The following is a 25,091-nucleotide window of genomic DNA, read 5'->3' on the forward strand; positions in this document are numbered from 1 at the left end:
GGAGGCAGCAGGATGCAGCAATATGAAGCCGGAAATTATGATGTGGTTGTTGTCGGTGCCGGCCATGCAGGTGTTGAGGCAGCCCTCGCGGCGGCACGGATGGGTGCGAGCACGCTGGTTGTGACCATCAATCTTGACATGGTTGCTTTCATGCCGTGCAACCCGTCGATTGGAGGACCGGCGAAGGGAATTGTCGTCCGGGAAATTGACGCACTTGGCGGTGAAATGGGCCGCAATATTGATAAAACCTACATCCAGATGAGGATGCTGAATACAGGGAAGGGGCCAGCGGTAAGAGCGCTGCGTGCCCAGGCGGATAAACTTGAATACCAGAAAGAAATGAAGAAGACGATTGAAAATGAACCGAACCTGACAATTTTCCAGGGAATGGTCGAAAGCCTTGTCGTCGAGGACGGAGTCTGCAAAGGGGTCGTCACGAAGACGGGAGCCGTCTATCGGGCAAAAACAGTCGTGATCACGACTGGTACGTATTTGCGTGGCGAGATCATCCTTGGCGAGTTGAAATATTCAAGCGGGCCGAACAACCAGCAGCCTTCGATCAAGCTTTCAGAGCACCTCGAAGAGCTTGGCTTCGATCTTGTCCGTTTCAAGACAGGGACACCGCCGCGTATCCTCGGCAGCACAATCGATTATGACAAAACGGAAATCCAGCCTGGTGACAAGGTCCACCGCGCTTTTTCCTATGAAACAACGAAATATATCACCGACCAGCTGCCATGCTGGCTGACCTACACGAACGCGCGCACCCATGAGCTGATCGAACAGAACCTTCATCGTTCCCCGATGTATTCAGGGATGATCAAAGGCACCGGCCCTCGTTACTGCCCGTCAATCGAAGACAAGGTAGTCCGTTTCAATGATAAGCCGCGCCACCAGATTTTCCTGGAACCGGAAGGAAGGAACACGGATGAAGTCTACGTGCAGGGGCTTTCATCAAGCCTGCCAGAGGATGTCCAGCAAAGGGTCCTTCACACGGTCCCAGGCCTTGAAAATGCTCAGATGATGCGTGCCGGCTATGCGATCGAGTATGATGCGATCGTGCCGACACAGCTTTGGCCGACCCTCGAAACGAAGAAGGTCAAGAATCTGTACACTGCAGGCCAGATCAATGGGACATCAGGTTATGAAGAAGCAGCAGGGCAGGGGCTGATGGCCGGCATCAATGCCGGACGCCGGGCGCTGGGCAAGGAAGAAATCATTTTGAGCAGGTCGGAAGCCTATATCGGTGTCCTGATTGATGACCTTGTGACGAAAGGGACAAATGAACCGTATCGTCTGCTGACATCACGTGCGGAATATCGCCTGCTTCTTCGCCATGACAATGCCGACCTCCGTCTGACAGAAAAAGGATATGAGCTTGGTTTGATCTCAGAAGAACGCTACAGCAAGTTCCAGGCGAAAAAGGAAGCGGTCGAAGCGGAGAAAAAACGCCTTCGGTCCATCATCATCAAGCCTACAGAGGAAGTCCAGGAATTAATCCGGTCACTCGGAGGCAGCGCATTGAAGGATGGGACTCGTGCGTCTGATTTCCTTAAGCGTCCCGAAATCACATATGGACACATCAAGAGTCTTGTCCCACCGGAAAAAGAGCTGGAAGTTGAGATCGAAGAACAGACAGAAATCCAGATCAAATATGAAGGATATATCGAGAAATCGCTTCAGCAGGTAGAAAAACTGAAGAAAATGGAAGATAAAAAAATCCCCGAAAATATCGATTACGATGCGATATCCGGGCTTGCAACCGAAGCGCGCCAGAAGCTGAAGGAAGTACGTCCGCTTACGCTTGCCCAGGCCTCAAGGATAGCAGGCGTAAACCCTGCGGATATCTCGATTATGCTTGTTTACTTGGAGCATGGAAGGATCGCGCGCATTTCCAGCAACTGATTCCCAAGCAAAGACAGAAAGGGTTGGCTTATGAACACAGACCAATTTAAAGCATTGCTCGCCGAAAAGGGGATTTCCCTTTCTCGGCAGCAAATGGAGCAATATGAAACATACTATCAACTGCTCGTCGAGTGGAATGAAAAAATGAATCTGACGGCCATTACTGAAAAACCAGAAGTGTATTTGAAGCATTTTTATGATTCAGTTTCGGCGGCCTTTTATTTCGATTTCAATAAGCCGCTCAATTTGTGCGATGTTGGGGCGGGGGCGGGATTTCCAAGCATTCCGCTGAAAATTGCCTTTCCGGAAATCAAAGTATCGATCGTTGATTCACTGAACAAGCGAATCACTTTCCTGGAGCAGCTGTCAAAGGAACTTGGCCTTGAACAGACCGCCTTCATCCATGACCGTGCTGAGACGTTCGGAAAGAATCCCGCACACCGGGAAAAGTATGATGTCGTCATGGCACGCGCGGTTGCAAGAATGTCGGTGCTTAGCGAGCTTTGCCTGCCGCTTGTGAAGGTTGGCGGTACATTCATCGCCATGAAGGGCAATCAGGCAGGCGAAGAACTGCAATCTGGGGAAAAGGCGATCAAGGTTCTCGGCGGAAAGCTTGAGTCCGTCCATTCTTTCACCCTTCCGGTGGAAGAAAGCGAACGAAACATCCTGCTCATCAAGAAGCAAAAGCCAACCCCTAAACAATATCCAAGGAAGCCAGGTACTCCGAACAAAACACCGATCGAATAAACTGTTATTTTAGAAACTAGTTGGGCATGACGAAAGGTAATAGGAATTGCTTTCTTCCATGGGCTGCTGGATTGCGGGAAGGGAGCGGATTCCCATCCGACACGGTAATGGATTCGGAAAAAGCGCTCCAGTGCCCGGGCATTCCCAAAGGGAAAGATCCTAGCCTGCCGGGGTGCTTGCGCTTGTTTTGTCCTATTTTGAATCTTGAATTTAGTTTATAATAGAGTCAATAGGCAGGAACTTGTCATTTTTATAGAGAATATGTAATAGGGAGTTCATAAAGGTGGTGTAGGGTGATGAAGCCTTCTCTTTCGCGCTTTTTTGGCCTAGGGGAAAAGGAAGAACGGACCGATGCGGAAAAAACGGTTGAGAATATCGACGACGTGGAGAACGAAGAAATCAAAAAGATTCCAATTGACCAAATTATTCCAAATAGATACCAGCCGAGAACTATTTTTGATGATGAAAAAATTGAAGAATTGGCCCGTACCATTCACATACATGGCGTGATCCAGCCAATCGTTGTCCGTGAATTCGAGCAGGACAAGTATGAAATCATTGCCGGGGAGCGGCGCTGGCGGGCAATGAAGAAGCTTGAGTGGGAAGAGGTTCCCGCGATCATCAAGAATCTGTCGGATTCAGAAACAGCATCCGTTGCCTTGATTGAGAATCTTCAGCGGGAAGAATTATCGCCAATCGAAGAGGCAATGGCTTATGGGAAATTGCTGGAAATTCATGATCTTACCCAGGAAGCTTTGGCACAAAGACTGGGAAAAGGGCAATCAACTGTTGCCAACAAGCTAAGACTTCTTAAACTCCCGCAGGAAGTCCAGGAAGCGCTGTTGAATAAGGAGATTTCCGAACGCCATGCGCGTGCGTTGATCCCGCTCAAGGATCCACAACTCCAGGTCCTGGTCCTGGGAGAGATTATTGAAAAATCACTCAATGTCAAGCAGACGGAGGAACGGGTCGTCAAGCTTTTAAACCAGGGAGAAGAAAAACCAAAGCCTAAGCGCAAGGCATTCAGCAAGGACATGAGGATTGCAGTCAATACCATCCGCCAGTCCCTTTCGATGGTGTCGGACAGCGGCATCAAGCTTGATTCGGAAGAAGAGGAATTTGAGGAATTTTATCAATTCACGATTCGCATTCCAAAAAAGAAATCATGATGGAAGCAGAGTGGGGGACATGCCGTTCCCCGCTTTTTTCATTTAATCAAGAGATCTGCCGCCATTCTTGGGAGCGGGTTGACAGCCTATGGATACAGGTTTTTTTGCAAAAAACAAACGAATGTTACGGAATATGTCTTTTTCAGAAAAATTCTATCAACGTTATTATTTCATGATAAAATAGGATACATGATTGCTTTTTTGCCGTTTTCTGAATGGAAAGCCGCAGAAGCTTAATGGTTTGGAAAGCGATCGATGGTTTCGAAAGTAGGTGGAAAAGTGGGAAGGATTATTGCGATTGCGAACCAAAAAGGAGGGGTCGGCAAGACGACTACCTCGGTGAATCTGGGCGCGTGCCTTGCTTACATAGGAAAAAAAGTATTGATGGTAGATATAGATCCACAAGGAAATGCGACAAGTGGAGTCGGGATCGAAAAAGCGGATGTGGAGCATTGCATTTATGATGTGCTTGTTGATGATGTGGAAGCCAGGACAGTGGTCCATCCGACAACTGTAGAAAACCTGTATGTCATTCCCGCAACAATCCAGCTTGCCGGAGCGGAGATTGAGCTTGTGCCGACAATCTCACGCGAAGTGCGGCTCAAACGGGCATTGGAGGAAGTGAAAGGGGATTTCGATTATATTTTGGTCGATTGCCCGCCATCCCTTGGCTTATTGACACTGAATGCCCTGACTGCTTCGGATGCTGTTATCATTCCGGTCCAGTGCGAGTACTATGCGCTCGAAGGGTTGAGCCAGCTCCTCAACACGGTCCGTTTGGTGCAGAAGCATCTGAACCAGGATTTGAAAATCGAAGGCGTGTTGCTGACGATGCTGGATGCACGGACCAATTTAGGGATCCAGGTCATTGAGGAAGTGAAGAAATACTTCCAGGATAAGGTGTACAAGACTGTCATCCCGCGGAACATCAGATTAAGCGAAGCTCCGAGCCACGGGGAACCGATTATCATTTATGACCCGAAATCCCGAGGGGCCGAGGTTTATTTAGAACTTGCAAAGGAAGTGGTTGCAAATGGCTAAAGGCCTAGGAAAAGGATTGAATGCTTTTTTCAAAGAAATCGAAAAAGAAGAGAAGGTCCAGGAAATCAATGTCAAGCATATCAGGCCGAATCCTTACCAGCCACGAAAAGTCTTTCAGCCCGAAGCGATAGAAGAATTGAAGCAGTCGATCATCGAACACGGCATCCTTCAGCCAATCATCGTCAGGAAGACGATCAAAGGCTATGAAATCGTCGTTGGCGAAAGACGTTTCCGGGCAGCGAAAGAGGCAAAGCTTGAGAAAATCCCGGCTGTTGTCCGCGAACTGGACGAACAGCAGATGATGGAGCTTGCCGTACTTGAAAATCTGCAGAGGGAAGACCTCAACCCAATCGAAGAAGGAGTAGCCTACCAGACACTGATGGACAAGCTGAAGCTTACCCAGGAAGAACTGGCAAAAAGGCTGGGCAAGAGCAGGCCGCACCTGGCCAATCATATCAGGCTGCTGTCCTTGCCTCCGCAAATCCAGCAGCTGATTTCCGACGGAAAGATTTCAATGGGACATGGTCGGGCGCTGCTCGGCTTGAGAAAAAAAGACAAGCTTCCGCTTGTCGTTGAAAAAATCATGAAAGAAGGCATGAACGTCCGCCAGCTTGAACAGCTGATCCAGCAGATGAACGAGGTTGTTCCACGTGAAACAAAGAAAGACAAGCCGACAAAGGATATTTTCATCAGGGAACGTGAATCCTCACTGCGGGAAAGGTTCGGAACAACGGTCAATATCAAGCAAACGAAAAATAAAGGAAAGATTGAAATCGAGTTCTTCTCAAAGGATGATCTCGAGAGAATCCTTGAACTTCTCGATCAGCAACACTCTTAAGCTATCAGGCTGGATAGCTTCTTTTTAAAACTTTTTTTTCGTTCATACCACGCAGCCCCCTTCCGAAAATGGAACCAGATGGCTTCATGATGGCTGCCAGTAATGCCTGGAATATCCGGTCATGTGGAAAAATCCGGCGTTCCGGGACAGGGAGGGTCTGGCGGTCCGACCAAAAACGGGCGCTAAAGCGGAAACCTATAAAGAATGGATCTTTCGTGCATCAAAATAAATGGAACGACAGGGTGAACAAAATGTTTCTGCTTGGCACAATTGTAAATGGCTTATTGATCATAGTCGGGACATTCCTTGGCGTGCTTTTGCACAGGATTCCCGAAAATATGAAAGTGACTGTCATGAATGGGATTGGATTGTCTGTCATGGTGCTCGGCCTGCAGATGGGATTCAAAAGCGCCAATTTCCTCATTGTCATCCTCAGCCTTGTGATCGGGGCGGTCATCGGGGAAGCGATGAAGCTGGAAGATCGTCTGAATGCCGCGGGTGAATGGCTGGAACGCAGGATTGGTTCGAAGGGGAAAGGAAGCATTTCCCAGGGGTTCGTGACAGCGACGCTGATTTTCGTCATCGGTGCGATGGCAGTCATCGGTGCGCTGGATAGCGGGATTCGCGGCGATCATGATGTCCTGTATACGAAAGCCATTATCGATGGATTCACGGCGTTAATCCTTACTACTACGCTAGGGATTGGTGTCCTGTTTTCAGCCGTTCCTGTCATGCTCTACCAGGGAACGATCGCCTTGTTCGCAACACAAATTGACAGGCTTGTGCCCCAGGCATTGATGGATAGCTTCATCCTGGAGCTGACCGCAACCGGCGGTGTGATGATTTTTGCGATTGGCCTGAATATGATTGGCCTGACAAAGATCAGGGTGGCTAATCTGCTTCCGGGTATCCTCGTCACGGGCATCCTTGTGACCATTTCCCATTTTTTTATTGGAAGTTGATTTAGAAGCGCCATGGCCAGACAAGTTAGAGAGAGACGCAACAAGAAGAAAAGGAAGGGTCAATGAAGACATCCTTCCTTTTTGTTATTCGGCAACGGTTGGCCGCTCAGTATCGAGATCCCAGCTCAATTTTGGCCATTCATGCTGCTTCGGGAATTTCAGGCTGCTCTCGGATATCCCATTCGCAATCGTCCTGGCCATTTTCAGGACGAGATTAAGCCTGGTGTTCTGCAATACAAAAAACTCCATGAAGCCGCTCACATTGACGATCCCGGTGATATGCATATGGCCGATTTCCGGGAGCTGTTTATTCACTCCTGCGCCTGGCTTCACGGGGCCATTGCCTACCTGGATGGATCCGACGCTTTTCAGCCGCCCAAGGCAGGCATCGATGCCGATGATGAATGGATTGATATGCTTCTGTTTTATTTCGGAGAGTCTTTCTTCCATATTGACAGCGTGGATCGGATCATCAAGCGTTCCATACACATAAAAAGGGGCGATGTCCTTTTCCTCAAGCAAGGTGCCAATCAGAGGACCCAATGAATCACCTGTGGAGCGGTCGGTTCCAATGCAAACAAAAACAATCGGGCGCGTGGTGAATCCAGGCAGAAGCTCGATGATTTCGTTTGCCAGCTTCTCGGATGCCTGTGCATCCTCATGATTGATTCTTGCCACATTGCCCCTTCGGTCAAAAAAATGGTTTTTGAGATTCATTGGATCCACTCCTTAAAATTCGTACTATCAGTATACGGAGAATCATTGTAATCTATACATACCTGTTAACAGAAAGATTTAAACAAGCGCATGAAGGCGGAACGGGATTAATTGGCGCGAGTCTAACAGGGAAATATAAAAGCGAAACCAGAATGGTTGACAGTTGTGGGCACTATTTCTTTAATATCATTATAAAACTTGTTAAAATGATTGTGTTTTAATTTATCTCGGGCAGGTGTAATTATGAGCGTACTGGAGAAAAGTGAAAGCATCAAGGAAACAACAACCTTTCTGAATACATTGACCGAAAAATTGATGAGTGAACAATTATGGTTTAACGTCGCGGAAAGCATCCTCAAGATCGTGCTCATCCTGATTGTCTCAGGGATCCTGATCCGGATCGGGAAGCTGGCAATCAGCAACTTTTTCAAAATGAGGACAAAATATCCGCTGAGGATCTCAGACCGGAGGGAAGCTACGCTTATTAAGCTGCTTCAAAATGTCCTTTCCTACGTTATTTATTTCATTGCTATTGTGATGATCCTTTCGGTGCTAACGATCAATGTCCAGGCGATGCTGGCTGGCGCGGGAATTGTCGGTCTGGCTGTCGGATTCGGGGCCCAAAGCCTTGTCAAGGATGTGATCACCGGTTTCTTCATCATCTTTGAAGATCAATTCTCGGTTGGCGACTATGTCAGGATCGGCCAATTCGAAGGGACGGTCGAGGAAATCGGGCTGCGTACGACAAAGATCAAGAGTTTCACGGGGGAAATCAACATCCTGCCGAACGGAAGCATCGTTGAAGTCACGAACTACTCATTGTATAACAGTGTGGCAGTGCTTGATATCGGAATCGCCTATGAAGGGGATATCCAATACGCGGAAAAGGTGCTTCAGGAGTATTTGGAAACGACGCCTGCCAAGTATGAAGAGCTTGTGAAGGCACCTGAGCTGCTGGGTGTCCAGCAATTCGCCGCCTCGGAGGTCATCCTCAGGATCGTCGCCGAAACGTTGCCGATGAAGCATTGGTATATCGGACGGCAGCTGCGCAAGGACATCAAGCTTATCCTTGATGAACATGGCATTGAAATCCCATTCCCAAGGATGGTCATGTACTCCAGGCAAGAAGGCGGGCAGCAAAAAGAATTAGGAAAATAAAGGGGGGTTGCAATTGGAACACGAATTCCAACTGAATGATGTTGTCGAAATGAAAAAACCACATCCTTGCGGCACGAATAAGTGGAGAATCATCCGCCTAGGCATGGATATCCGAATCAAATGTGAGGGCTGCCAGCATAGTGTTTTGATCCCGCGGAAAGAATTCACGAGGAAAGTGAAGAAGGTTTTATCAAGGCAGGAAGAATAAATCCTGCTTCTTTTTTTTGCCTGATTGTATTATCCTAGTTTCAAGATAGAGATTTTTAGGGGGGATGTGGAAGTGGCACCAGTGCACCATTCAGCATGTCCATTAAATTGCTGGGATAGCTGCGGTTTCGTTGTCACCGTTGAGGCTGGAAAGGTAGCGAAAGTCGAGGGGAATCCCGACCACCCGGTTACACAGGGGAAGATTTGCGGCCGCGGGCGGATGCTTGAAAAGCGTGCGAATTCCCCGGAACGGCTCCTGCATCCCTTGAAAAAAGAGGCGGATGGGTTCCATCCGATCCCGTGGGGCCAGGCACTCGATGAAATAGCTGAAAGGCTATCCTATTATAAAAAAACTTACGGAACGACTTCTATACTGCATAGCCATGACTATGCCAACAGCGGCCTGCTGTCGAATTTGGACAGCCGTTTCTTCAATCTGTATGGCGGCGTGACCGAATTGACGGGTTCGATTTGCTGGGGTTCGGGAATCGAGGCGCAAAGCTGGGATTTCGGGGATGCATATAGCCATGCCCCTGAGGACCTTGCCAACAGCAGGCATGTCGTAATCTGGGGCAGGAATGCCGCCCGGACGAACATGCATCTCTACCAAAAGCTGCAATCTGTTAAGAAGAACGGCACAAAAATCTATGTCATCGATCCAATTTTCAACGCGACCGCGAAGCTGGCGGATGAGTATATCTCTATCAAGCCGGGATTCGATGGCCTCCTGGCTGCTGGCGTCATGAAAGAAATGCTGCGCCTTGGGCTGCAGGATCAGGGATTTTTAACGGACCATACAGTCGGCTTCGATGATTTGAAAGCACTGCTAGATGGCGTTTCACTGCAATATATCAGTGAAGTAACTGAGGTTCCGGCCGAAACAATCACTCATCTGGCCCATGTGTACGCTGACCGACCTGTATCAAGCATCATCGGGCTTGGGATGCAGCGCTACCGGAACGGCGGCAATACAATCAGGCTGATCGATGCCCTGGTGGCGGTCAGCGGCAATATCGGCATTCCCGGCGGCGGCGCCAACTATGCGAACAGGCAGGTTGGGCAAAGCTTCAATTATGGCGTTCTTGGCATGCCTTCACAAAAGAAGTCCTATCGTTCCTTCACGATGATGCAGCAGGCGGAAGGAATTTTATCTGCAATCGATCCGGAAATCAAAATGGCAATTGTCACCTGTGGCAACCCGCTGACCCAGATACCGGATACGAACAAGGCCAAGGCCGCTTTTTCGGCGCTTGAGACGGTTGTCGTCATCGATCAATATATAACGGACACGGCATTGCTCGCGGATTATGTGCTACCGTCTGCAGCTGTTTTTGAAGTCGAAGATGTATATTATTCATCGATGTACCATCATTATGTGAATCACGGGCCTAAGCTTGTTGAACCGCCGGGAGAAGCGAAGCCGGATTCCTGGATCTGGGCCCAGCTGGCTAAACGGCTGGGTTTTGGCGAAGAATTTTCACACAGCCGCGAGGAATTCCTGGAAATGGGGTTGTCATCCCTGGAAGAAAAGGGCATTACGCTTGAAAAACTGCGGACGGAAAAATTCATGGAGCTGCCTGTCGACAAAATCCCGTGGAGCGACAGAAGCTTCAAAACGCCAAGCAGCAAATTCGAATTCACTTCTTCGAAGACAGCGGATGGAGCGATCAAGCTGTCGTTGCCCGATGAAACGAAATGGACCAATCCGGAGCTGGCAAGGAAATATCCTTATTCATTGCTCTCGATCCATCCGTTGCGTTCCAATCACTCGCAGCATTATCAGCTGTTCAGCCAGACTCCTTATGTGAAAGTCGAAATCGCTGAAAGCGTGGCTCGGGAAAAAGACTTGAGAAACGGAGAGCAGGTACGGGTGTGGAATGACAGGGGTGAAATCAAAGGGTATATCTCTGTCCTGAAAAATGCCCATCCAGGGACCATCAATATCGATGAGGGCCTGAGCGCAAGGTTCGGCGGGTCCGTCAACCAGCTGACCTCAAGCAGGGTATCGGATAACGGACTCGGCAGCACTCTCTATGACTGCCTTGTGGATATTGAAAAAGTGGAAACGGAATAGCAGGCAGCCGCGCTTCTCTAAAGGGCGCGGCTTTGCTTGTTTGAGGTCAAGAACCGGGCTTGTCTTTTCAGCGGCGAATCTCTATAATTGTGGGAGGCAAAATCGTTTTAAAATATAGAATGATTCCAGCTTGCATAGATACATTTTTAATAAATTGAGGAGTGACATGGATGGCTTTAACAGCAGGTATTGTCGGTCTTCCGAACGTTGGGAAATCGACTTTGTTCAATGCGATCACACAGGCAGGGGCGGAGTCTGCGAACTATCCGTTCTGCACAATCGACCCAAACGTCGGAATCGTTGAGGTTCCCGACCACCGTTTAACAAAATTGACTGAGCTTGTCCAGCCGAAGAAAACGGTGCCGACAGCTTTCGAATTTACTGATATCGCCGGGATTGTAAAAGGAGCAAGCAAAGGGGAGGGGCTCGGGAACAAGTTCCTTTCCCATATCCGCCAGGTAGACGCGATCTGCCAGGTGGTGCGCTGCTTCGCTGATGAGAACATCACTCACGTTGCAGGAAAAGTAGACCCTGTAGCCGATATTGAAGTCATCAACCTGGAATTGATCCTTGCCGACCTTGAATCGGTCGAAAAAAGAATCGGCCGTGTCGAAAAGCTTGCCAAGCAAAAGGACAAGGAGGCTTCCTTCGAATTGCCGATCCTGATCCGGCTCCGCGAGGCGTTTGAAGCGGAAAAGCCAGCTCGGGCGGTTGAATTCACGGATGAAGAGATGAAGGTCGTCAAGCAAATGCATTTGCTGACAATCAAGCCGATGCTTTACGTTGCGAATGTCGGCGAAGAGGATGTTGCCGATCCAAGCAGCAATGAATATGTCCAGAAGGTCCGCGAATTCGCGGAAACGGATAATGCGGAAGTCATCGTCGTTTGCGCGAAAATAGAGGAAGAAATCGCGGAGCTTGAAGGCGAAGAGAAAGAAATGTTCCTCGAAGAGCTAGGAATCGAAGAATCCGGGTTGGATCAATTGATCCGCGCGGCATACAGTCTTCTTGGACTGGCGACTTATTTCACCGCTGGTGTCCAGGAAGTCCGGGCATGGACTTTCCGCCAGGGCATGAAGGCCCCTCAATGTGCTGGGATCATCCATTCCGACTTCGAACGCGGCTTCATCCGCGCTGAAACTGTCCATTACGATGATCTGCTTGCTGCTGGCTCCATGACAGCCGCGAAGGAAGCAGGCAAAGTACGCCTTGAAGGAAAAGACTATGAAGTAAAAGACGGAGATATCATCCACTTCCGTTTTAATGTATGATTCAACAGCCCTGCAGTTTTCCCTGCAGGGTTTTTTTCAGTGGGAAAATTAACACTTCCTTAACGCATGCTTCATCTGCGGCAAATAAAGTTGATTTACGATAGGAAAGAAGAAGCTGATAAAAGGAGGATGTTCATGGAACGGACGAAGCTCTGGATTACCAAATACGATGAATCCTGGTATTATTTTTGCAATCGCTGGCCAGCCAGCCTTGTCCACTTTTTCAAGTGGATCACCCATCTTGGCGGTTCAAGGGTGACCGTCGGCATTCAGGCAGCCTTCTTGTTCTTTGCCCCACTTTCGTGGCGGGAAGTGGCAGTCGCGGCTACACTTTCCCTCGTCATCAGCCATTTGATCATGGCCGCAATCAAAAAAATGGTCAGGCGTATCCGTCCATATCTTGCCTTGCCCGAAGCAAAAGTCCACGGGTACCGGTTTAAGGACCACTCCTTCCCGTCTGGACATGCAACCGCAATTTTTTCGTTAGTGTCCACCTATATTTATTTCTTTCCCTTCCTCGCGCCAGCCTTGCTGCCTGTGGCCTTCCTCGTCGCTTTTTCACGAGTGGTCCTCGGTGTCCATTACCCGAGCGATGTAGCAGCAGGCGCCATTCTAGGTATGCTGGCGGCTGTTATGGTAAGTTCATTATTTTAAGCAGCTATTCTATCCGCATTTACCCCATTTGGATTCCCCGCTGCCGGCACGATTTCCAGTACCGGGATAGGGTAAATCACAAATTGTTTGTCTTACGATAGATCCGGATGGAGCGTCTGAAAATGGTTGAAAGAACGGAAAGAAGACTCCCGTCCGGATAGCCGCCGGCTGCACGGAAACAGAGGCCTTGTATAAGTGATTGGAAGAAAAGAGACAAGCTTCATCGCGATCTTAAGGCGATGATTTTTTTGTTCCAAAAAAGGCGAACATATGTTAGTATTTAGATATCGGGTTTGTATATGGGACACTATATGTCAACCGTTTGAAAAGCCATTGCTTTTGAAAAAAGTGTATGATATAATTTTACCTTGTGAGTAATGAATAATTATTCCTTGCCCTTTCATTAGGGCCGTTTAGACCAGAAGGAGGTGACAGTGATGAGAAAGTACGAAGTTATGTACATCATCCGCCCAAATATTGAAGATGAAGCTAAAAAGGCTCTTATTGAGCGTTTCAGTGGAATTTTGACAGAAAACGGTGCGGAAATTGCAGAGACTAAAGACTGGGGCAAGCGCCGTCTTGCTTACGAAATCAATGATTTCCGCGATGGCTACTACCAGCTTCTTAAGGTGAATGCTGAACCAGCGGCAGTTGAGGAGTTTTCCCGCCTTGCCAAGATCAGCGAAGATATCATTCGCCACATCGTTATTAAAGAAGAAGAATAAAAATTAGACATAAACTTTCAGCTTACGTTCCACGTGGAACAGGGCTGGAGGGAAGGAGTTGATTCTGATGATGAATCGTGTCATTCTAGTCGGCCGTTTGACTAAGGATCCTGAATTGCGCTTCACACCGAATGGAGTCGCTGTTGCGACTTTCACTCTTGCCGTAAACCGTACGTTTACCAACCAGCAAGGTGAGAGGGAAGCTGATTTCATTAACTGTGTGGTATGGCGACGCCAAGCTGAAAATGTTGCCAACTTCCTGAAGAAAGGCAGCCTAGCAGGTGTTGACGGACGCATCCAGACCCGAAATTATGAGGGACAAGATGGTAAGCGTGTATACGTTACAGAAGTTCTGGCTGAGAATGTTCAGTTCCTTGAACCAAAGGGTCAAACTTCAGACAGGGATAGCAGCTATTCCCGCCAGACTGATCAAAGCTCCCCGTTTGGGAATCAGAATCAGAATCAACGCCAAAATACAGGCTATACAAAAGTAGATGAAGATCCATTTGCAGGTGGCGGCCAGATCGACATTTCAGATGATGATCTTCCATTCTAATATCGACTCGGACGATTAGATAAAGCACAGCAAGGAGGGAAATGACCATGGCAATGGGTGGACGCAGAGGCGGACGCGCGAAGCGCCGCAAAGTTTGCTATTTCACAGCGAACGGAATCACTCACATCGACTACAAAGATGTGGATTTGCTCAAAAAATTCATCTCTGAGCGCGGTAAGATTTTACCACGTCGTGTAACTGGAACCAGCGCTAAATATCAGCGTAAATTGACAGTTGCAATCAAACGTTCTCGTCAAATGGCATTACTGCCATACGTTTCAGGCGAATAATGTTCGGACATAGAAGGCAGCGGGTGTTACCCGCTGCCTTTTAATTTTCATTAGGAAGCCCTGCAGCGATTGATTTTCCCAATAGCTGAACCCCTCCTTATGCTGACTGCCCCATGGCCTGACTCCGGTAAAGCCAATCGGCGGGTTTCCTTTATGCAGAAGATTGCACTTCGGTTGATTGTCGAGTCCATTGTGGCTAAAATAATGGTTATCGGTTATTTTTACTTTCAGGAACCGGATTACCGTCTAGCTCCGGCGCCATGACTTTGAAGGCGCTGTGCTTTACGCATGAAGAGGTGTAATATGAAAAATACATACAAACTAACACAAGGAGCCATCCTGCTGGCGATATTCGCTGTCCTGCTGCTCATCACGCTCTATGTCCCAATTCTCGGTTCCGTGCTGAATCTGTTCCTGGCGCTGCCATTTTTGTTGTTCGGCGCGAAATATGACTGGAAAAGCACAGCAGTTTTTACCGTCGCAGCCATCCTCCTCTCAATGATTCTTGGGTCGATATTCGCTATCCCGCTTGCGCTCACATATGGCATTTCAGGTGCAGTGATGGGAGTGATGATCCGGGAAGAAAAAAGCAGGATTAGCATAACTGCGGCAGGGGGCGCAGCTTTTCTCATTAATCTGGTAGTGGTCTATGCAGTGTCCGTTGCGCTTTTTAACATGAATTTCATCCAGGAAACATTTGAGATGATGCGTGCCTCGTTTGAAAAATCCCTCGAAATCTTGAAAGGGTTGGGACAGGCTCCGGATGAAAACTATATCAAGCAGTTCCGTGAAGCGTTCGGAATGCTGGAGACCCTGGTGCCAAGCTTTTTTGTCATGATATCGTTCTTTGCGGTATTTTTGATCCAATTAGTCTCTTTTCCGTTTTTGAAACGTTTCGGCATCGAGACTCCTAAATGGAAGCCATTCAGGGAACTGGTCCTGCCAAAAAGTGTTTTATGGTATTATTTATTTACGATGCTGGCCTTGATGATCATGAGGCCTGAAGAGGGAACGTATTGGTTCTGGGCACTGGTGAATCTGTCCTTCATCCTTCAGGCGCTGATGGTGGTCCAGGGGATATCGTTCATCTTTTATATTACCCATGCAAAAAAATACCCTAAAGCTCTGCCAATCATAGTAGTTGTCCTTCTGTTCCTGCTTCCATATATGCTTTCCATCGTAAGGATATTAGGTATAATTGATTTAGGATTCGATTTGAGAAAACGTCTTGAAGAGAAGTAACCAGAAATAACTGCTTTAGGAGCTGAGCACATGCCTTCTTATTTAGAGAGGCGGCAAATACGTTATCCACTATATGGATTAATGGCCGTTACACTGGTGCTTATTGGATTCCTGTCCTACTATAACTGGATCGCGGGGGCAGCAGGATTCATTCTCACTGGCCTGTTGATATATCTTATTTTTCAAGTGAACCACAAGATAAAGCAAGAGATGGAAGCGTATATCTCCACCTTGTCCTACCGGGTAAAAAAAGTCGGCGAAGAAGCGCTGATGGAAATGCCAATCGGGATCATGCTGATCAATGATGAATATTATATCGAGTGGACAAATCCATTCATCGCATCCTGCTTCCAGGAAGACACCCTTGTAGGAAGGTCTCTGTATGATGTGGCGGATTCTGTGGTGCCATTGATCAAGCAAGAGGTTGAAACGGAAATCGTCTCCCTGCATGACCGCAAATTCAGGGTCATCCATAAACCGGAAGAGCGGCTTCTCTACTTTTTCGACGTGACCGAACAAGCGGAAATCGAAAAGATGTACCATGACGAAAGAACCGTCATTTCAATCATTTACCTTGATAACTATGAAGATTTGACCCAGGGGATGGATGACCAGACGAAAAGCAGCTTGAATAGCCTGGTGACCTCGATCCTGAATAAATGGGCAACGAATAATGGTGTATTTTTCAAGCGTGTGTCCTCAGAAAGATTCATTGCCGTGTTCAGTGAGCGGATCCTCCATCAGCTGGAAAAAGGGAAGTTTTCGATCCTGGATGAAGTAAGGGAGACAACCTCGAAGCAGAATGTGCCGCTCACCCTTAGCATCGGTGTCGGTACAGGGTCGGCATCGCTTCCTGAGCTTGGCACGCTGGCACAATCCAGCCTTGACCTTGCATTAGGGCGGGGAGGCGACCAGGTGGCGATCAGGCAGCCGAATGGAAAAGTAAAGTTCTATGGTGGAAAGACGAACCCGGTCGAAAAACGGACAAGGGTGAGAGCGCGAGTCATTTCACATGCCCTGAAGGAACTCGTCCTTCGGAGCGACAAGGTGCTGATCATGGGCCACAAACATCCGGACATGGATTCAATTGGGGCTGCAATCGGCATTTTGAAGGTCGCACAAATGAATAAGCGTGAAGGATACATTATTTTCAATAAGAATGAGATCGATACCAGCGTTTATCGTTTGATGAAAGAAATCAAACAAAATGAAGAACTGTATTCCAGGTTCATCTCATCAGAACAGGCCTATGAAATTGCTACGGACGACACATTGCTGGTCGTTGTCGATACACATAAACCATCGCTCGTCATTGATGAGCGGCTGCTGAACCGGATCGACAATGTCGTCGTCATCGACCACCATCGGAGAAGCGAGGATTTCATCAAGAACCCTCTGCTTGTCTATATGGAGCCGTATGCCTCGTCGACAGCGGAGCTCGTCACGGAACTGCTCGAATACCAGCCGAAGAACAACAGCAAGCTCCAGATGCTCGAAGCGACCGCCTTGCTCGCGGGCATCATCGTCGATACGAAAAGCTTCACATTACGGACCGGGTCGCGGACATTCGATGCTGCATCCTACTTGCGCAGCCACGGCGCTGATACCGTCCTTGTCCAGAAATTCCTGAAGGAAGACATCGATACGTATCTGAAAAGAGCAAAAATCATTGAGAATGTTTATTTATACCGGAATGGCATCGTCATTTCGAAAGGGAAAGAAGATATCGAATGCGACCAGGTGCTGATTGCTCAGGCAGCTGATACCTTGCTGACGATGGATGGAGTCGCGGCAGCATTCGTCATTTCGAAAAAGCCCGATGACTCCATCGGGATCAGCGCAAGGTCTCTTGGCGAAGTGAATGTCCAGGTCATCATGGAGCATTTAGAAGGTGGAGGGCACCTGACCAATGCCGCCACCCAATTATACGACGTGTCTTTGGATGAGGCCGAGGACATGCTGAGAAACGCCATCGATGAATACTTAGAAGGGGGACAAAAGGAATGAAAGTCATTTTCTTGAAAGATGTCAAAGGCAAAGGCAAAAAAGGCGAGGTCAAAAATGTGGCGGATGGCTATGCACATAACTTCCTGATCAAGCAAGGCCTGGCTGTCGAAGCGAGCCAGAGCGCATTAAGCTCCTTGAAAGCCCAGCAGAAAAAAGAAGAGAAGCTGGCAGCAGAAGAATTGGAGCAGGCGAAAAAGCTTAAAGAAACACTTGAGAAGACCACTGTCGAGCTCACTGCCAAGTCAGGGGAAGACGGCAGGCTGTTCGGCTCGATCACAAGCAAGCAAATTGCCGAAGAACTCCAGAAAGGGCATGGAATCAAGCTTGACAAGAGAAAAATCGAGCTTGAAGACGCCATCCGTTCCCTTGGTTATACAAAGGTGCCTGTCAAGCTCCATAAGGACGTCCAGGCCACTTTGAATGTGCATGTAAAAGAAGGAAAATAAATTAAAGTTCCATCTAGTCATAAACATGATAAACTAATATAGTTAAGGAAAATGGTGATCGGTCATAGCTGGTCACTTTTTTTCAGTTAAGGCGAAGGCGAATCAGCGCCAAATAAGGGAACGCTCCCGCGGAAACGGTGAGGCATAGGCAGCCGTCTGCGGAAACAATGAACCGGGCGCTAGTGAAAAAGAGAGATACCATTGTAAGGGGGCAGGCAGATGAGTGAGTTATATGCGGACAGACTTCCGCCTCAGAATACCGAAGCGGAACAGGCCGTGCTAGGTGCGATTTTTTTTGAACCATCGGCTTTGACTCTTGCTTCGGAAATTTTGATCCCTGAAGATTTTTACCGTGCGGCGCACCAAAAAATCTTCAATGTCATGCTCGAATTGAATGACAGCGGAAAAGCAATCGACCTGGTAACGGTGGCGGAGGAGCTGGCATCATCCAAGCTGATCGAGGATGTTGGCGGCGTAAGCTATTTGAGTGAATTGGCTGCATCCGTCCCTACTGCAGCGAACATAGAATATTATGCTAGAATCGTAGAAGAGAAGTCTTTGCTCAGAAGGCTGATCCGTACAGCTTCGGGCATTGTCGAAGATGGCTACATGCGCGAGGATGAAGTGGAAACCCTTCTCAGCGAAGCAGAAAAGAGCATCATGGAGGTTGCCCAGCGCAAGAATGCAGGAGCGTTCCATGATATAAAAGATGTACTGGTAAGGACTTACGATAACATCGAAGAAATGCATAACCGCAAAGGGGATATCACTGGCCTCGAGACAGGTTTCACAGAGCTGGACAGAATGACAGCCGGCTTCCAGCGAAACGACCTGATCATTGTCGGTGCCCGTCCTTCCGTTGGTAAAACAGCTTTCGCGTTGAACATAGCCCAAAATGTCGCGAAGAAAACAGGAGAAAATGTCGCGATCTTCAGTCTCGAGATGGGAGCTGAGCAGCTCGTCATGCGTATCCTTTGTGCGGAAGGGAACATCGATGCCCAGAGGCTCCGTACAGGGTCCCTGACAGATGAGGACTGGGGAAAGCTTACCATGGCCATGGGGAGCCTATCCAACGCGGGAATTTACATCGATGATACACCTGGTGTCCGGATCACTGACATCCGCTCAAAGTGCCGGCGTTTGAAACAGGAGCGCGGCCTGGGAATGATCCTGATCGACTATCTGCAGCTCATCCTCGGGAGCGGCCGAGCCGGTGAAAACCGCCAGCAGGAAGTTTCCGAAATTTCCCGTTCCCTGAAGCAGCTGGCGCGTGAACTTGAAGTGCCGGTCATCGCTCTGTCGCAGCTCTCCCGTGGTGTCGAGCAGCGGCAGGACAAACGGCCAATGATGTCAGATATCCGTGAATCCGGTAGCATCGAGCAGGATGCTGACATTGTCGCATTCCTGTACCGTGATGACTATTACGACAAAGAATCCGAAAACAAGAACATCATCGAAATCATCATCGCAAAACAGCGTAACGGCCCGGTAGGAACGGTCCAGCTCGCGTTTGTGAAGGAATATAATAAGTTCGTGAACCTTGAGCAGCGCTACGATGCATCATCCGTGCCGCCAGGGGCATAATGAGGATTAATCCAGGATGGATTAATCCTTTTTTTTGATAAAAATTCCAGGAATTTTTATCCGGAAATGCAGGAAGATGCTCTTATTTTTTACGAACGAATATATTAAATTGATATTAAATGTTCGTGTTTTATTGACTTTCCACCTGAAATACTGGTAAGCTTTATATGTTCAAAACGGAAAAATCAAACGGATACCTTTGGAGGTGCATTTTTATATGTCATCAGTAGTCGTAGTTGGAACACAATGGGGAGATGAAGGAAAAGGAAAGATCACCGATTTCCTATCAGAAAATGCGGAGGTCATCGCCCGTTACCAGGGTGGGAATAACGCTGGCCACACTATCAAGTTCAATGGTGAAACATATAAACTGCATTTGATTCCATCCGGAATTTTTTATAAGGATAAAATCAGCGTGATCGGCAACGGCATGGTTGTGGATCCAAAAGCGCTCGTCAAAGAACTTGCTTACCTTCATGACAAAGGCATATCGACGGATAACCTGCGGATCAGCAATCGCGCCCATGTCATCCTTCCTTACCACCTGAAGCTCGATGAAGTCGAAGAAGCAAGCAAGGGAGCGAATAAGATCGGCACGACGAAAAAAGGGATCGGCCCTGCTTACATGGACAAGGCAGCGCGGATCGGCATCCGCATCGCCGACCTGCTTGACCGTGAAGTATTCGAGGAGAAGCTCGCCCGCAATCTTGAGGAAAAAAACCGCCTGCTTGAGCGAATCTATGAAACCGAAGGCTTCAAAATCGAAGATATTCTCGATGAATATTATGGGTACGGACAGCAGATCAAGGAATATGTCCAGGATACTTCAGTTGTCCTGAATGATGCGCTTGACGAAGGACGCCGCGTGCTGTTTGAGGGAGCACAGGGAGTCATGCTCGATATCGACCAGGGTACATATCCATTTGTCACTTCCTCCAACCCAGTTGCCGGCGGTGTGACAATCGGTTCAGGGGTAGGGCCAACGAAAATCACCCATATCGTCGGCGTTTGCAAGGCTTATACCACACGTGTCGGCGATGGTCCATTCCCGACAGAGCTTAACAATGAAACTGGCGATCAAATCCGCGAAGTCGGCCGGGAATATGGCACGACAACAGGGCGTCCGCGCCGTGTCGGCTGGTTTGACAGCGTTGTCGTCCGCCATGCGCGCCGTGTCAGCGGAATCACCGACCTTTCATTGAACTCGATTGATGTTTTGACTGGTATTGAAACGTTGAAAATTTGTGTCGCGTATCGCCATAATGGAAAAGTCATGGAAGAGTTCCCGGCCAGCCTCAAGATTCTTGCAGAATGCGAACCGGTATATGAAGAACTGCCAGGCTGGACAGAAGACATCACAGGCTGCAAATCACTGGATGAGCTTCCAGAGAACGCAAGGCACTATCTCGAGCGCGTATCCCAGCTGACAGGCATCCCGTTATCCATTTTCTCTGTCGGACCTGACCGCACGCAAACAAATGTCGTCCGCAGCCCATGGAGATCCTGATAGTAAGCAAGATAAAAAACCCCCGCCAACAGTGAGTTTGGCGGGGGTTTTTAGATGGAATGATCAGGCTCCGGATGGGGGAAAACCGTTGAAAATTTCCAGTTTGCGATATTTCGACAAATTCCTGCGGAATCCCTTCGGCTGGCTTCCATTTACTCGATAGATAAAAAAATTGGAACCCACAATCCTCCCACATATTGTAAGGGAACCACCGGACGACCCACAATTCCAGCAAGAAAAGAATAAAAAACTAAAAAAATTGAAAAAAGGATGTACAAATAGCAATTTATTATGTTAATATAAACAACGTTGTCACCAATTCGACAAATTATGATATGGAATGTTCCACGAATCATAAAAATGAGCCATTAGCTCAGTCGGCAGAGCACGATCGAATATGCTCCCTGAGAAGCTTCAGCACACCTGCCGAGATGCATCTTGGATAGGCTTCCTGAGGCAGGGGTGTCAACTACGAGCTGAGCAGAATGAATTACATTCCAGATTCATAGAAACAGCGATAGTCAGTGCAAATTAAACAGGCAGAGCAGATGCGAAAAGCAAAAAAAGCTGTGGAGTCCAAGCTAATATTAAATAATATCGAGAGCCATTAGCTCAGTCGGTAGAGCAGATTGCTCACTTCTCTGAGGATTCTTCCCTGGCAATCTGCGAGGAAGACCGTAAGGTCTTTCGAGCATCGTAGAAGCGAAAAGCAAAAAAAAGCTGTGGAGTCCAAGCTAAGTATTAAATAATATCGAGAGCCATTAGCTCAGTCGGTAGAGCAGATTGTTCACTTCTCTGAGGATCCTTCCCTGGCAATCTGCGAGGAAGACCGTAAGGTCTTTCGAGCATCGTAGAAGCGAAAAGCAAAAAAAAAGCTGTGGAGCCCAAGCTAATATTAAATAATATCGAGAGCCATTAGCTCAGTCGGTAGAGCATCTGACTTTTAATCAGAGGGTCGAAGGTTCGAGTCCTTCATGGCTCACCATTTCCATCATAATCAGGCCCCTTGGTCAAGCGGTTAAGACACCGCCCTTTCACGGCGGTAACACGGGTTCGAATCCCGTAGGGGTCACTTACATATAGATTTTGAATTTCCGTATTAATACGGCTCAGTAGCTCAGTCGGTAGAGCAAAGGACTGAAAATCCTTGTGTCGGCGGTTCGATTCCGTCCTGAGCCATTAAAAAAGGGAGCGTGTCGAAAGGACATGTTCCTTTTTTTGTAATCTTTTTGTAATCTCACTGATAATTTCACTATTCATCATTCGACAATGGTGTAAAATAAAAAAAGTTCAGGTATTATGCTCCAAAAGTAGGAGAATAACCTGAATATACCTGGGTTTTTGGCTTATTTCCAATTAAAAAAAGGGGACTTTTGGTGATGGTATATTACCAATTGTTTTACATTAATCGTAATAAAATGTCAGCTATTATACATTTTTGTTACATAATGAATACTCGTATTCTCACTAAATCATTTTATGGTAAAGTATAGAAGTACGTTTTTTCTTATCGTGGTTAAATAGTACTATATTTTTACAATTGTGTTTGACCTGGTTTAGGAGGATCAGAATGAAGAGTTTAAAACAGAAGCTGTCCAATCTAACGGGCAAAACAACAAGAGAGTACAAACCGGCAATCAAAAAGTCATTCATTGCTGCATTGACAGTGGCAGCCTTGTCCTTTTCAGCAGAGGGAGCTGCACATGCAGGCGAGTCTGACTTGACAACCGTATATTATGTATATTTAGAAGATGACTTTGTAGGAACCGTGGCTGATAAGACAGAAGTTGAAAAGCTATTGGACGAAAAGCTTGCAGCCGTCAAGAACGAGCATAAGGACCTGAACGTGGACCTTGGCCTTGATGTGTCTTTTGTTCCTGAGCAAGTTTTCCGCTCTGCAGCAAAAACGGATTCAGGAAAAGTGCTGGAACAGCTCAATAGCGAGATGGATGTCCAGGCGGAAGCAGCCGCTATCGTGATTGGCAATCAGCCTGTAGCTTACCTGAAGGATGAAGCCGCATCCAGGGAAGTCATCAAAAAGCTGATGCTTGAATATGTTTCAGAAAAAGAATTAGCTGATGTGGAGAACAGAAAGAAATCTCCTAATCTTCCAATACCCGAACTGAAAGAAAATGAAACTCGCATATTAGACGTACGACTATCGGAGAATGTTTCATATTCCTCTGAAAAAGTTGATCCAAAGCAAGTTTTATCCGTTGAAGAAGCAATCAAACTGCTTAAGAAAGGTACGTTGGAAGAGAAGAAATACAAAGTAAAAGATGGCGATGTCCTTGGAAGCATTGCAAATTCCCATAACCTGAAGCTTCAGGAACTGCTTTCCTTGAATGGCAATTTAAAAGAGGATGCTGTTTTGAAGCCGGGGACAGAGCTGAATGTAACCGTCCTTAAGCCTTTTGTCGAAGTCATCGTGGAACGCCAGGCATACGTGAAGGAAGATATGGCCTTCAAGAAAGAAGTCGTCAAGGATTCTTCCATGCCTAAAGGCGAGACGAAGAAAAAGCAGGAAGGCAAGAACGGCGTGAAAGGTGTCGTCTATACGACATCCGAGAAAAACGGCCAGGTAACCAAAAAAGAAGCGATCAAAACAGAAGTGCTTCAGGAGCCGGTTGATGAAATCACTGTGAAGGGCACGAAGGTCATTCCTTCCCGCGGAGACGGAAGCTTTGTTTGGCCTGCATCCGGAGGCTATATATCCAGCAAGATGGGCTACCGCTGGGGAAAAATGCATAAAGGAATCGACATTGCGAGGCCAAGTAACCATACAATCAAGGCAGCGGATAACGGAGTCGTCGTATCTGCAGGCTATGATGGCGGCTATGGCAACAAAGTCGTCATCGACCACAGGAATGGATACCGCACGGTGTATGCACACCTTGCGTCCATATCAGTAAGTGCCGGCCAGACTGTGCAGGGAGGCTCCAAAATCGGCGTCATGGGACGTACAGGCGATTCAACAGGAGTCCACCTTCACTTTGAAGTCTACCAAAACGGCAAACTGATCGATCCATTGACGAAACTTCGATAATAAATTAATCCTGAACTAAGTCTCTAGCAATCTAGGGACTTTTTTCTTTTATGGCAGGTTGGATTTTCTTTTCAAGGGGTGGATTGGTACAATTGGAAGAGAAGAATCGCAGGAATGGCAACGGATGAATTTCGTTTTTTGCCGATATACAGTAAAATAGATAAGATAGCATTGAAAATAGACAGAAAAAGATGAATAGATGGTTACTATTTGGCTAAAAAAGGAGAATTGGTATGGAGAAAAAGATCTTAGTTGTAGATGACGAGAAACCCATTGCTGATATTTTGCAGTTCAATCTAAAAAAAGAGGGCTATGAAGTACATTGTGCCTATGACGGAAATCAGGCCATCGAAATGGTCGAGGAAATCCAGCCAGATTTGATCCTCCTCGATATCATGCTCCCAATGCGCGATGGCATGGAAGTGTGCCGTGAAGTCCGCAAGAAATATGAAATGCCGATCATCATGCTGACGGCAAAAGACTCTGAAATTGATAAGGTCCTTGGGCTTGAGCTTGGTGCGGATGATTATGTCACAAAGCCTTTCAGCACAAGGGAATTAATTGCCCGTGTCAAAGCGAACCTGCGCCGCCATCAGCACAATGCGGCTAAAACGGATGAAGAGGATGAATCGAATGAAATCACGATCGGTTCGCTGACCATCCATCCTGACGCTTATGTCGTATCAAAAAGAGGAGAGACAATCGAACTGACTCACCGGGAATTCGAGCTGCTCCATTATCTTGCCAAACATATCGGACAAGTCATGACAAGGGAACACCTTCTCCAGACTGTGTGGGGATATGATTATTACGGCGATGTCCGAACGGTTGACGTTACTGTACGGCGCCTCCGGGAAAAAATCGAAGACAATCCTAGCCACCCAACCTGGATTGTGACAAGGCGAGGGGTAGGCTACTATCTGCGAAACTCTGAACAGGAATAAG

The 25,091-nt window shown here is 47.6% G+C and carries 22 protein-coding genes and 3 tRNA genes; 24 read left to right on the top strand and 1 reads right to left on the bottom strand.

The window, feature by feature from the left end; translation table 11 throughout:
- Positions 1 to 12 precede the first annotated feature (12 nt).
- The 6 genes from mnmG (at position 13) to JJQ88_RS18885 (ending at position 6,662) form a co-directional block, all read left to right on the top strand.
- Positions 13 to 1,905 (top strand): tRNA uridine-5-carboxymethylaminomethyl(34) synthesis enzyme MnmG, encoded by a 1,893-nt coding sequence (gene mnmG / locus JJQ88_RS18860; protein WP_210367590.1) that lies wholly within the window; start codon positions 13 to 15, stop codon positions 1,903 to 1,905.
- Positions 1,906 to 1,935: 30 nt separating this feature from the next.
- The gene (rsmG, locus tag JJQ88_RS18865; RefSeq protein ID WP_210367591.1) at positions 1,936 to 2,652 is read left to right on the top strand and encodes a 16S rRNA (guanine(527)-N(7))-methyltransferase RsmG; all 717 of its coding nucleotides are present in this window, start codon (positions 1,936 to 1,938) and stop codon (positions 2,650 to 2,652) included.
- 296 nt (positions 2,653 to 2,948) lie between these two features.
- Positions 2,949 to 3,821, top strand: coding sequence for a nucleoid occlusion protein (noc, locus tag JJQ88_RS18870; RefSeq protein ID WP_210367617.1), 873 nt, complete (start codon positions 2,949 to 2,951; stop codon positions 3,819 to 3,821).
- A gap of 279 nt (positions 3,822 to 4,100) precedes the next feature.
- On the top strand, positions 4,101 to 4,862 hold the full coding sequence (locus JJQ88_RS18875) for a ParA family protein (protein WP_210367618.1): 762 nt from the start codon (positions 4,101 to 4,103) through the stop codon (positions 4,860 to 4,862).
- Entirely contained in the window at positions 4,855 to 5,700 is an 846-nt protein-coding gene (locus JJQ88_RS18880; RefSeq protein WP_210367592.1) for a ParB/RepB/Spo0J family partition protein, read from the top strand. The genes JJQ88_RS18875 and JJQ88_RS18880 overlap by 8 nt, the downstream gene beginning before the upstream one ends.
- Before the next feature lie 251 nt (positions 5,701 to 5,951).
- Positions 5,952 to 6,662, top strand: a complete 711-nt coding sequence (locus JJQ88_RS18885; RefSeq protein WP_210367593.1) for a DUF554 domain-containing protein — start codon at positions 5,952 to 5,954, stop codon at positions 6,660 to 6,662.
- A gap of 84 nt (positions 6,663 to 6,746) precedes the next feature.
- Here the strand turns inward: JJQ88_RS18885 and yyaC are convergent, their stop codons facing one another.
- Entirely contained in the window at positions 6,747 to 7,379 is a 633-nt protein-coding gene (gene yyaC, locus JJQ88_RS18890) for a spore protease YyaC (protein ID WP_210367594.1), read from the bottom strand.
- 243 nt (positions 7,380 to 7,622) lie between these two features.
- On the opposite strand from yyaC, the gene JJQ88_RS18895 reads away from it, so the two are divergent.
- From JJQ88_RS18895 to yycF, 18 genes are all read left to right on the top strand, one after another.
- The gene (locus tag JJQ88_RS18895; RefSeq protein WP_210367595.1) at positions 7,623 to 8,537 is read left to right on the top strand and encodes a mechanosensitive ion channel family protein; all 915 of its coding nucleotides are present in this window, start codon (positions 7,623 to 7,625) and stop codon (positions 8,535 to 8,537) included.
- A gap of 13 nt (positions 8,538 to 8,550) precedes the next feature.
- Positions 8,551 to 8,745: a DUF951 domain-containing protein gene (locus JJQ88_RS18900; protein ID WP_481748320.1), complete on the top strand. Its 195-nt coding sequence runs from the start codon at positions 8,551 to 8,553 to the stop codon at positions 8,743 to 8,745.
- Between the two features lie 72 nt (positions 8,746 to 8,817).
- Complete coding sequence (locus JJQ88_RS18905) at positions 8,818 to 10,818, top strand: molybdopterin-dependent oxidoreductase (RefSeq protein ID WP_210367597.1); 2,001 nt, start codon at positions 8,818 to 8,820, stop codon at positions 10,816 to 10,818.
- Between the two features lie 170 nt (positions 10,819 to 10,988).
- Positions 10,989 to 12,089, top strand: a complete 1,101-nt coding sequence (gene ychF / locus JJQ88_RS18910) for a redox-regulated ATPase YchF (RefSeq protein WP_210367598.1) — start codon at positions 10,989 to 10,991, stop codon at positions 12,087 to 12,089.
- 135 nt (positions 12,090 to 12,224) lie between these two features.
- Complete coding sequence (locus JJQ88_RS18915) at positions 12,225 to 12,743, top strand: phosphatase PAP2 family protein (protein WP_210367599.1); 519 nt, start codon at positions 12,225 to 12,227, stop codon at positions 12,741 to 12,743.
- 437 nt (positions 12,744 to 13,180) lie between these two features.
- A complete protein-coding gene (gene rpsF / locus JJQ88_RS18920) occupies positions 13,181 to 13,468 on the top strand; it encodes a 30S ribosomal protein S6 (RefSeq protein ID WP_210367600.1) in 288 nt (95 codons plus the stop codon).
- Between the two features lie 67 nt (positions 13,469 to 13,535).
- The gene (gene ssb, locus JJQ88_RS18925; protein WP_210367601.1) at positions 13,536 to 14,024 is read left to right on the top strand and encodes a single-stranded DNA-binding protein; all 489 of its coding nucleotides are present in this window, start codon (positions 13,536 to 13,538) and stop codon (positions 14,022 to 14,024) included.
- A 53-nt stretch (positions 14,025 to 14,077) separates the two neighbouring features.
- The gene (gene rpsR / locus JJQ88_RS18930; protein WP_210367619.1) at positions 14,078 to 14,314 is read left to right on the top strand and encodes a 30S ribosomal protein S18; all 237 of its coding nucleotides are present in this window, start codon (positions 14,078 to 14,080) and stop codon (positions 14,312 to 14,314) included.
- A 303-nt stretch (positions 14,315 to 14,617) separates the two neighbouring features.
- The gene (locus JJQ88_RS18935) at positions 14,618 to 15,556 is read left to right on the top strand and encodes a YybS family protein (RefSeq protein WP_210367602.1); all 939 of its coding nucleotides are present in this window, start codon (positions 14,618 to 14,620) and stop codon (positions 15,554 to 15,556) included.
- Positions 15,557 to 15,586: 30 nt separating this feature from the next.
- Positions 15,587 to 17,563 (top strand): DHH family phosphoesterase, encoded by a 1,977-nt coding sequence (locus JJQ88_RS18940; RefSeq protein ID WP_210367603.1) that lies wholly within the window; start codon positions 15,587 to 15,589, stop codon positions 17,561 to 17,563.
- Positions 17,560 to 18,009, top strand: coding sequence for a 50S ribosomal protein L9 (rplI, locus tag JJQ88_RS18945; RefSeq protein WP_210367604.1), 450 nt, complete (start codon positions 17,560 to 17,562; stop codon positions 18,007 to 18,009). The genes JJQ88_RS18940 and rplI overlap by 4 nt, the downstream gene beginning before the upstream one ends.
- A gap of 219 nt (positions 18,010 to 18,228) precedes the next feature.
- Positions 18,229 to 19,593, top strand: coding sequence for a replicative DNA helicase (gene dnaB / locus JJQ88_RS18950; protein ID WP_210367605.1), 1,365 nt, complete (start codon positions 18,229 to 18,231; stop codon positions 19,591 to 19,593).
- Positions 19,594 to 19,810: 217 nt separating this feature from the next.
- Entirely contained in the window at positions 19,811 to 21,100 is a 1,290-nt protein-coding gene (locus tag JJQ88_RS18955) for an adenylosuccinate synthase (protein ID WP_210367606.1), read from the top strand.
- A 909-nt stretch (positions 21,101 to 22,009) separates the two neighbouring features.
- Positions 22,010 to 22,085: transfer RNA gene (locus tag JJQ88_RS18960), tRNA-Lys, on the top strand.
- Positions 22,086 to 22,100: 15 nt separating this feature from the next.
- A tRNA-Glu gene (locus JJQ88_RS18965) sits at positions 22,101 to 22,172 on the top strand.
- Between the two features lie 34 nt (positions 22,173 to 22,206).
- Positions 22,207 to 22,279: transfer RNA gene (locus JJQ88_RS18970), tRNA-Phe, on the top strand.
- A gap of 391 nt (positions 22,280 to 22,670) precedes the next feature.
- Positions 22,671 to 24,146: a peptidoglycan DD-metalloendopeptidase family protein gene (locus JJQ88_RS18975; RefSeq protein WP_210367607.1), complete on the top strand. Its 1,476-nt coding sequence runs from the start codon at positions 22,671 to 22,673 to the stop codon at positions 24,144 to 24,146.
- 233 nt (positions 24,147 to 24,379) lie between these two features.
- Positions 24,380 to 25,090, top strand: a complete 711-nt coding sequence (gene yycF, locus JJQ88_RS18980; protein WP_210367608.1) for a response regulator YycF — start codon at positions 24,380 to 24,382, stop codon at positions 25,088 to 25,090.
- The last annotated feature ends 1 nt before the right edge of the window (position 25,091 follow it).

The sequence above is a fragment of the Bacillus sp. REN3 genome, from assembly GCF_017912555.1.
GTDB lineage: Bacteria > Bacillota > Bacilli > Bacillales > Cytobacillaceae > Mesobacillus.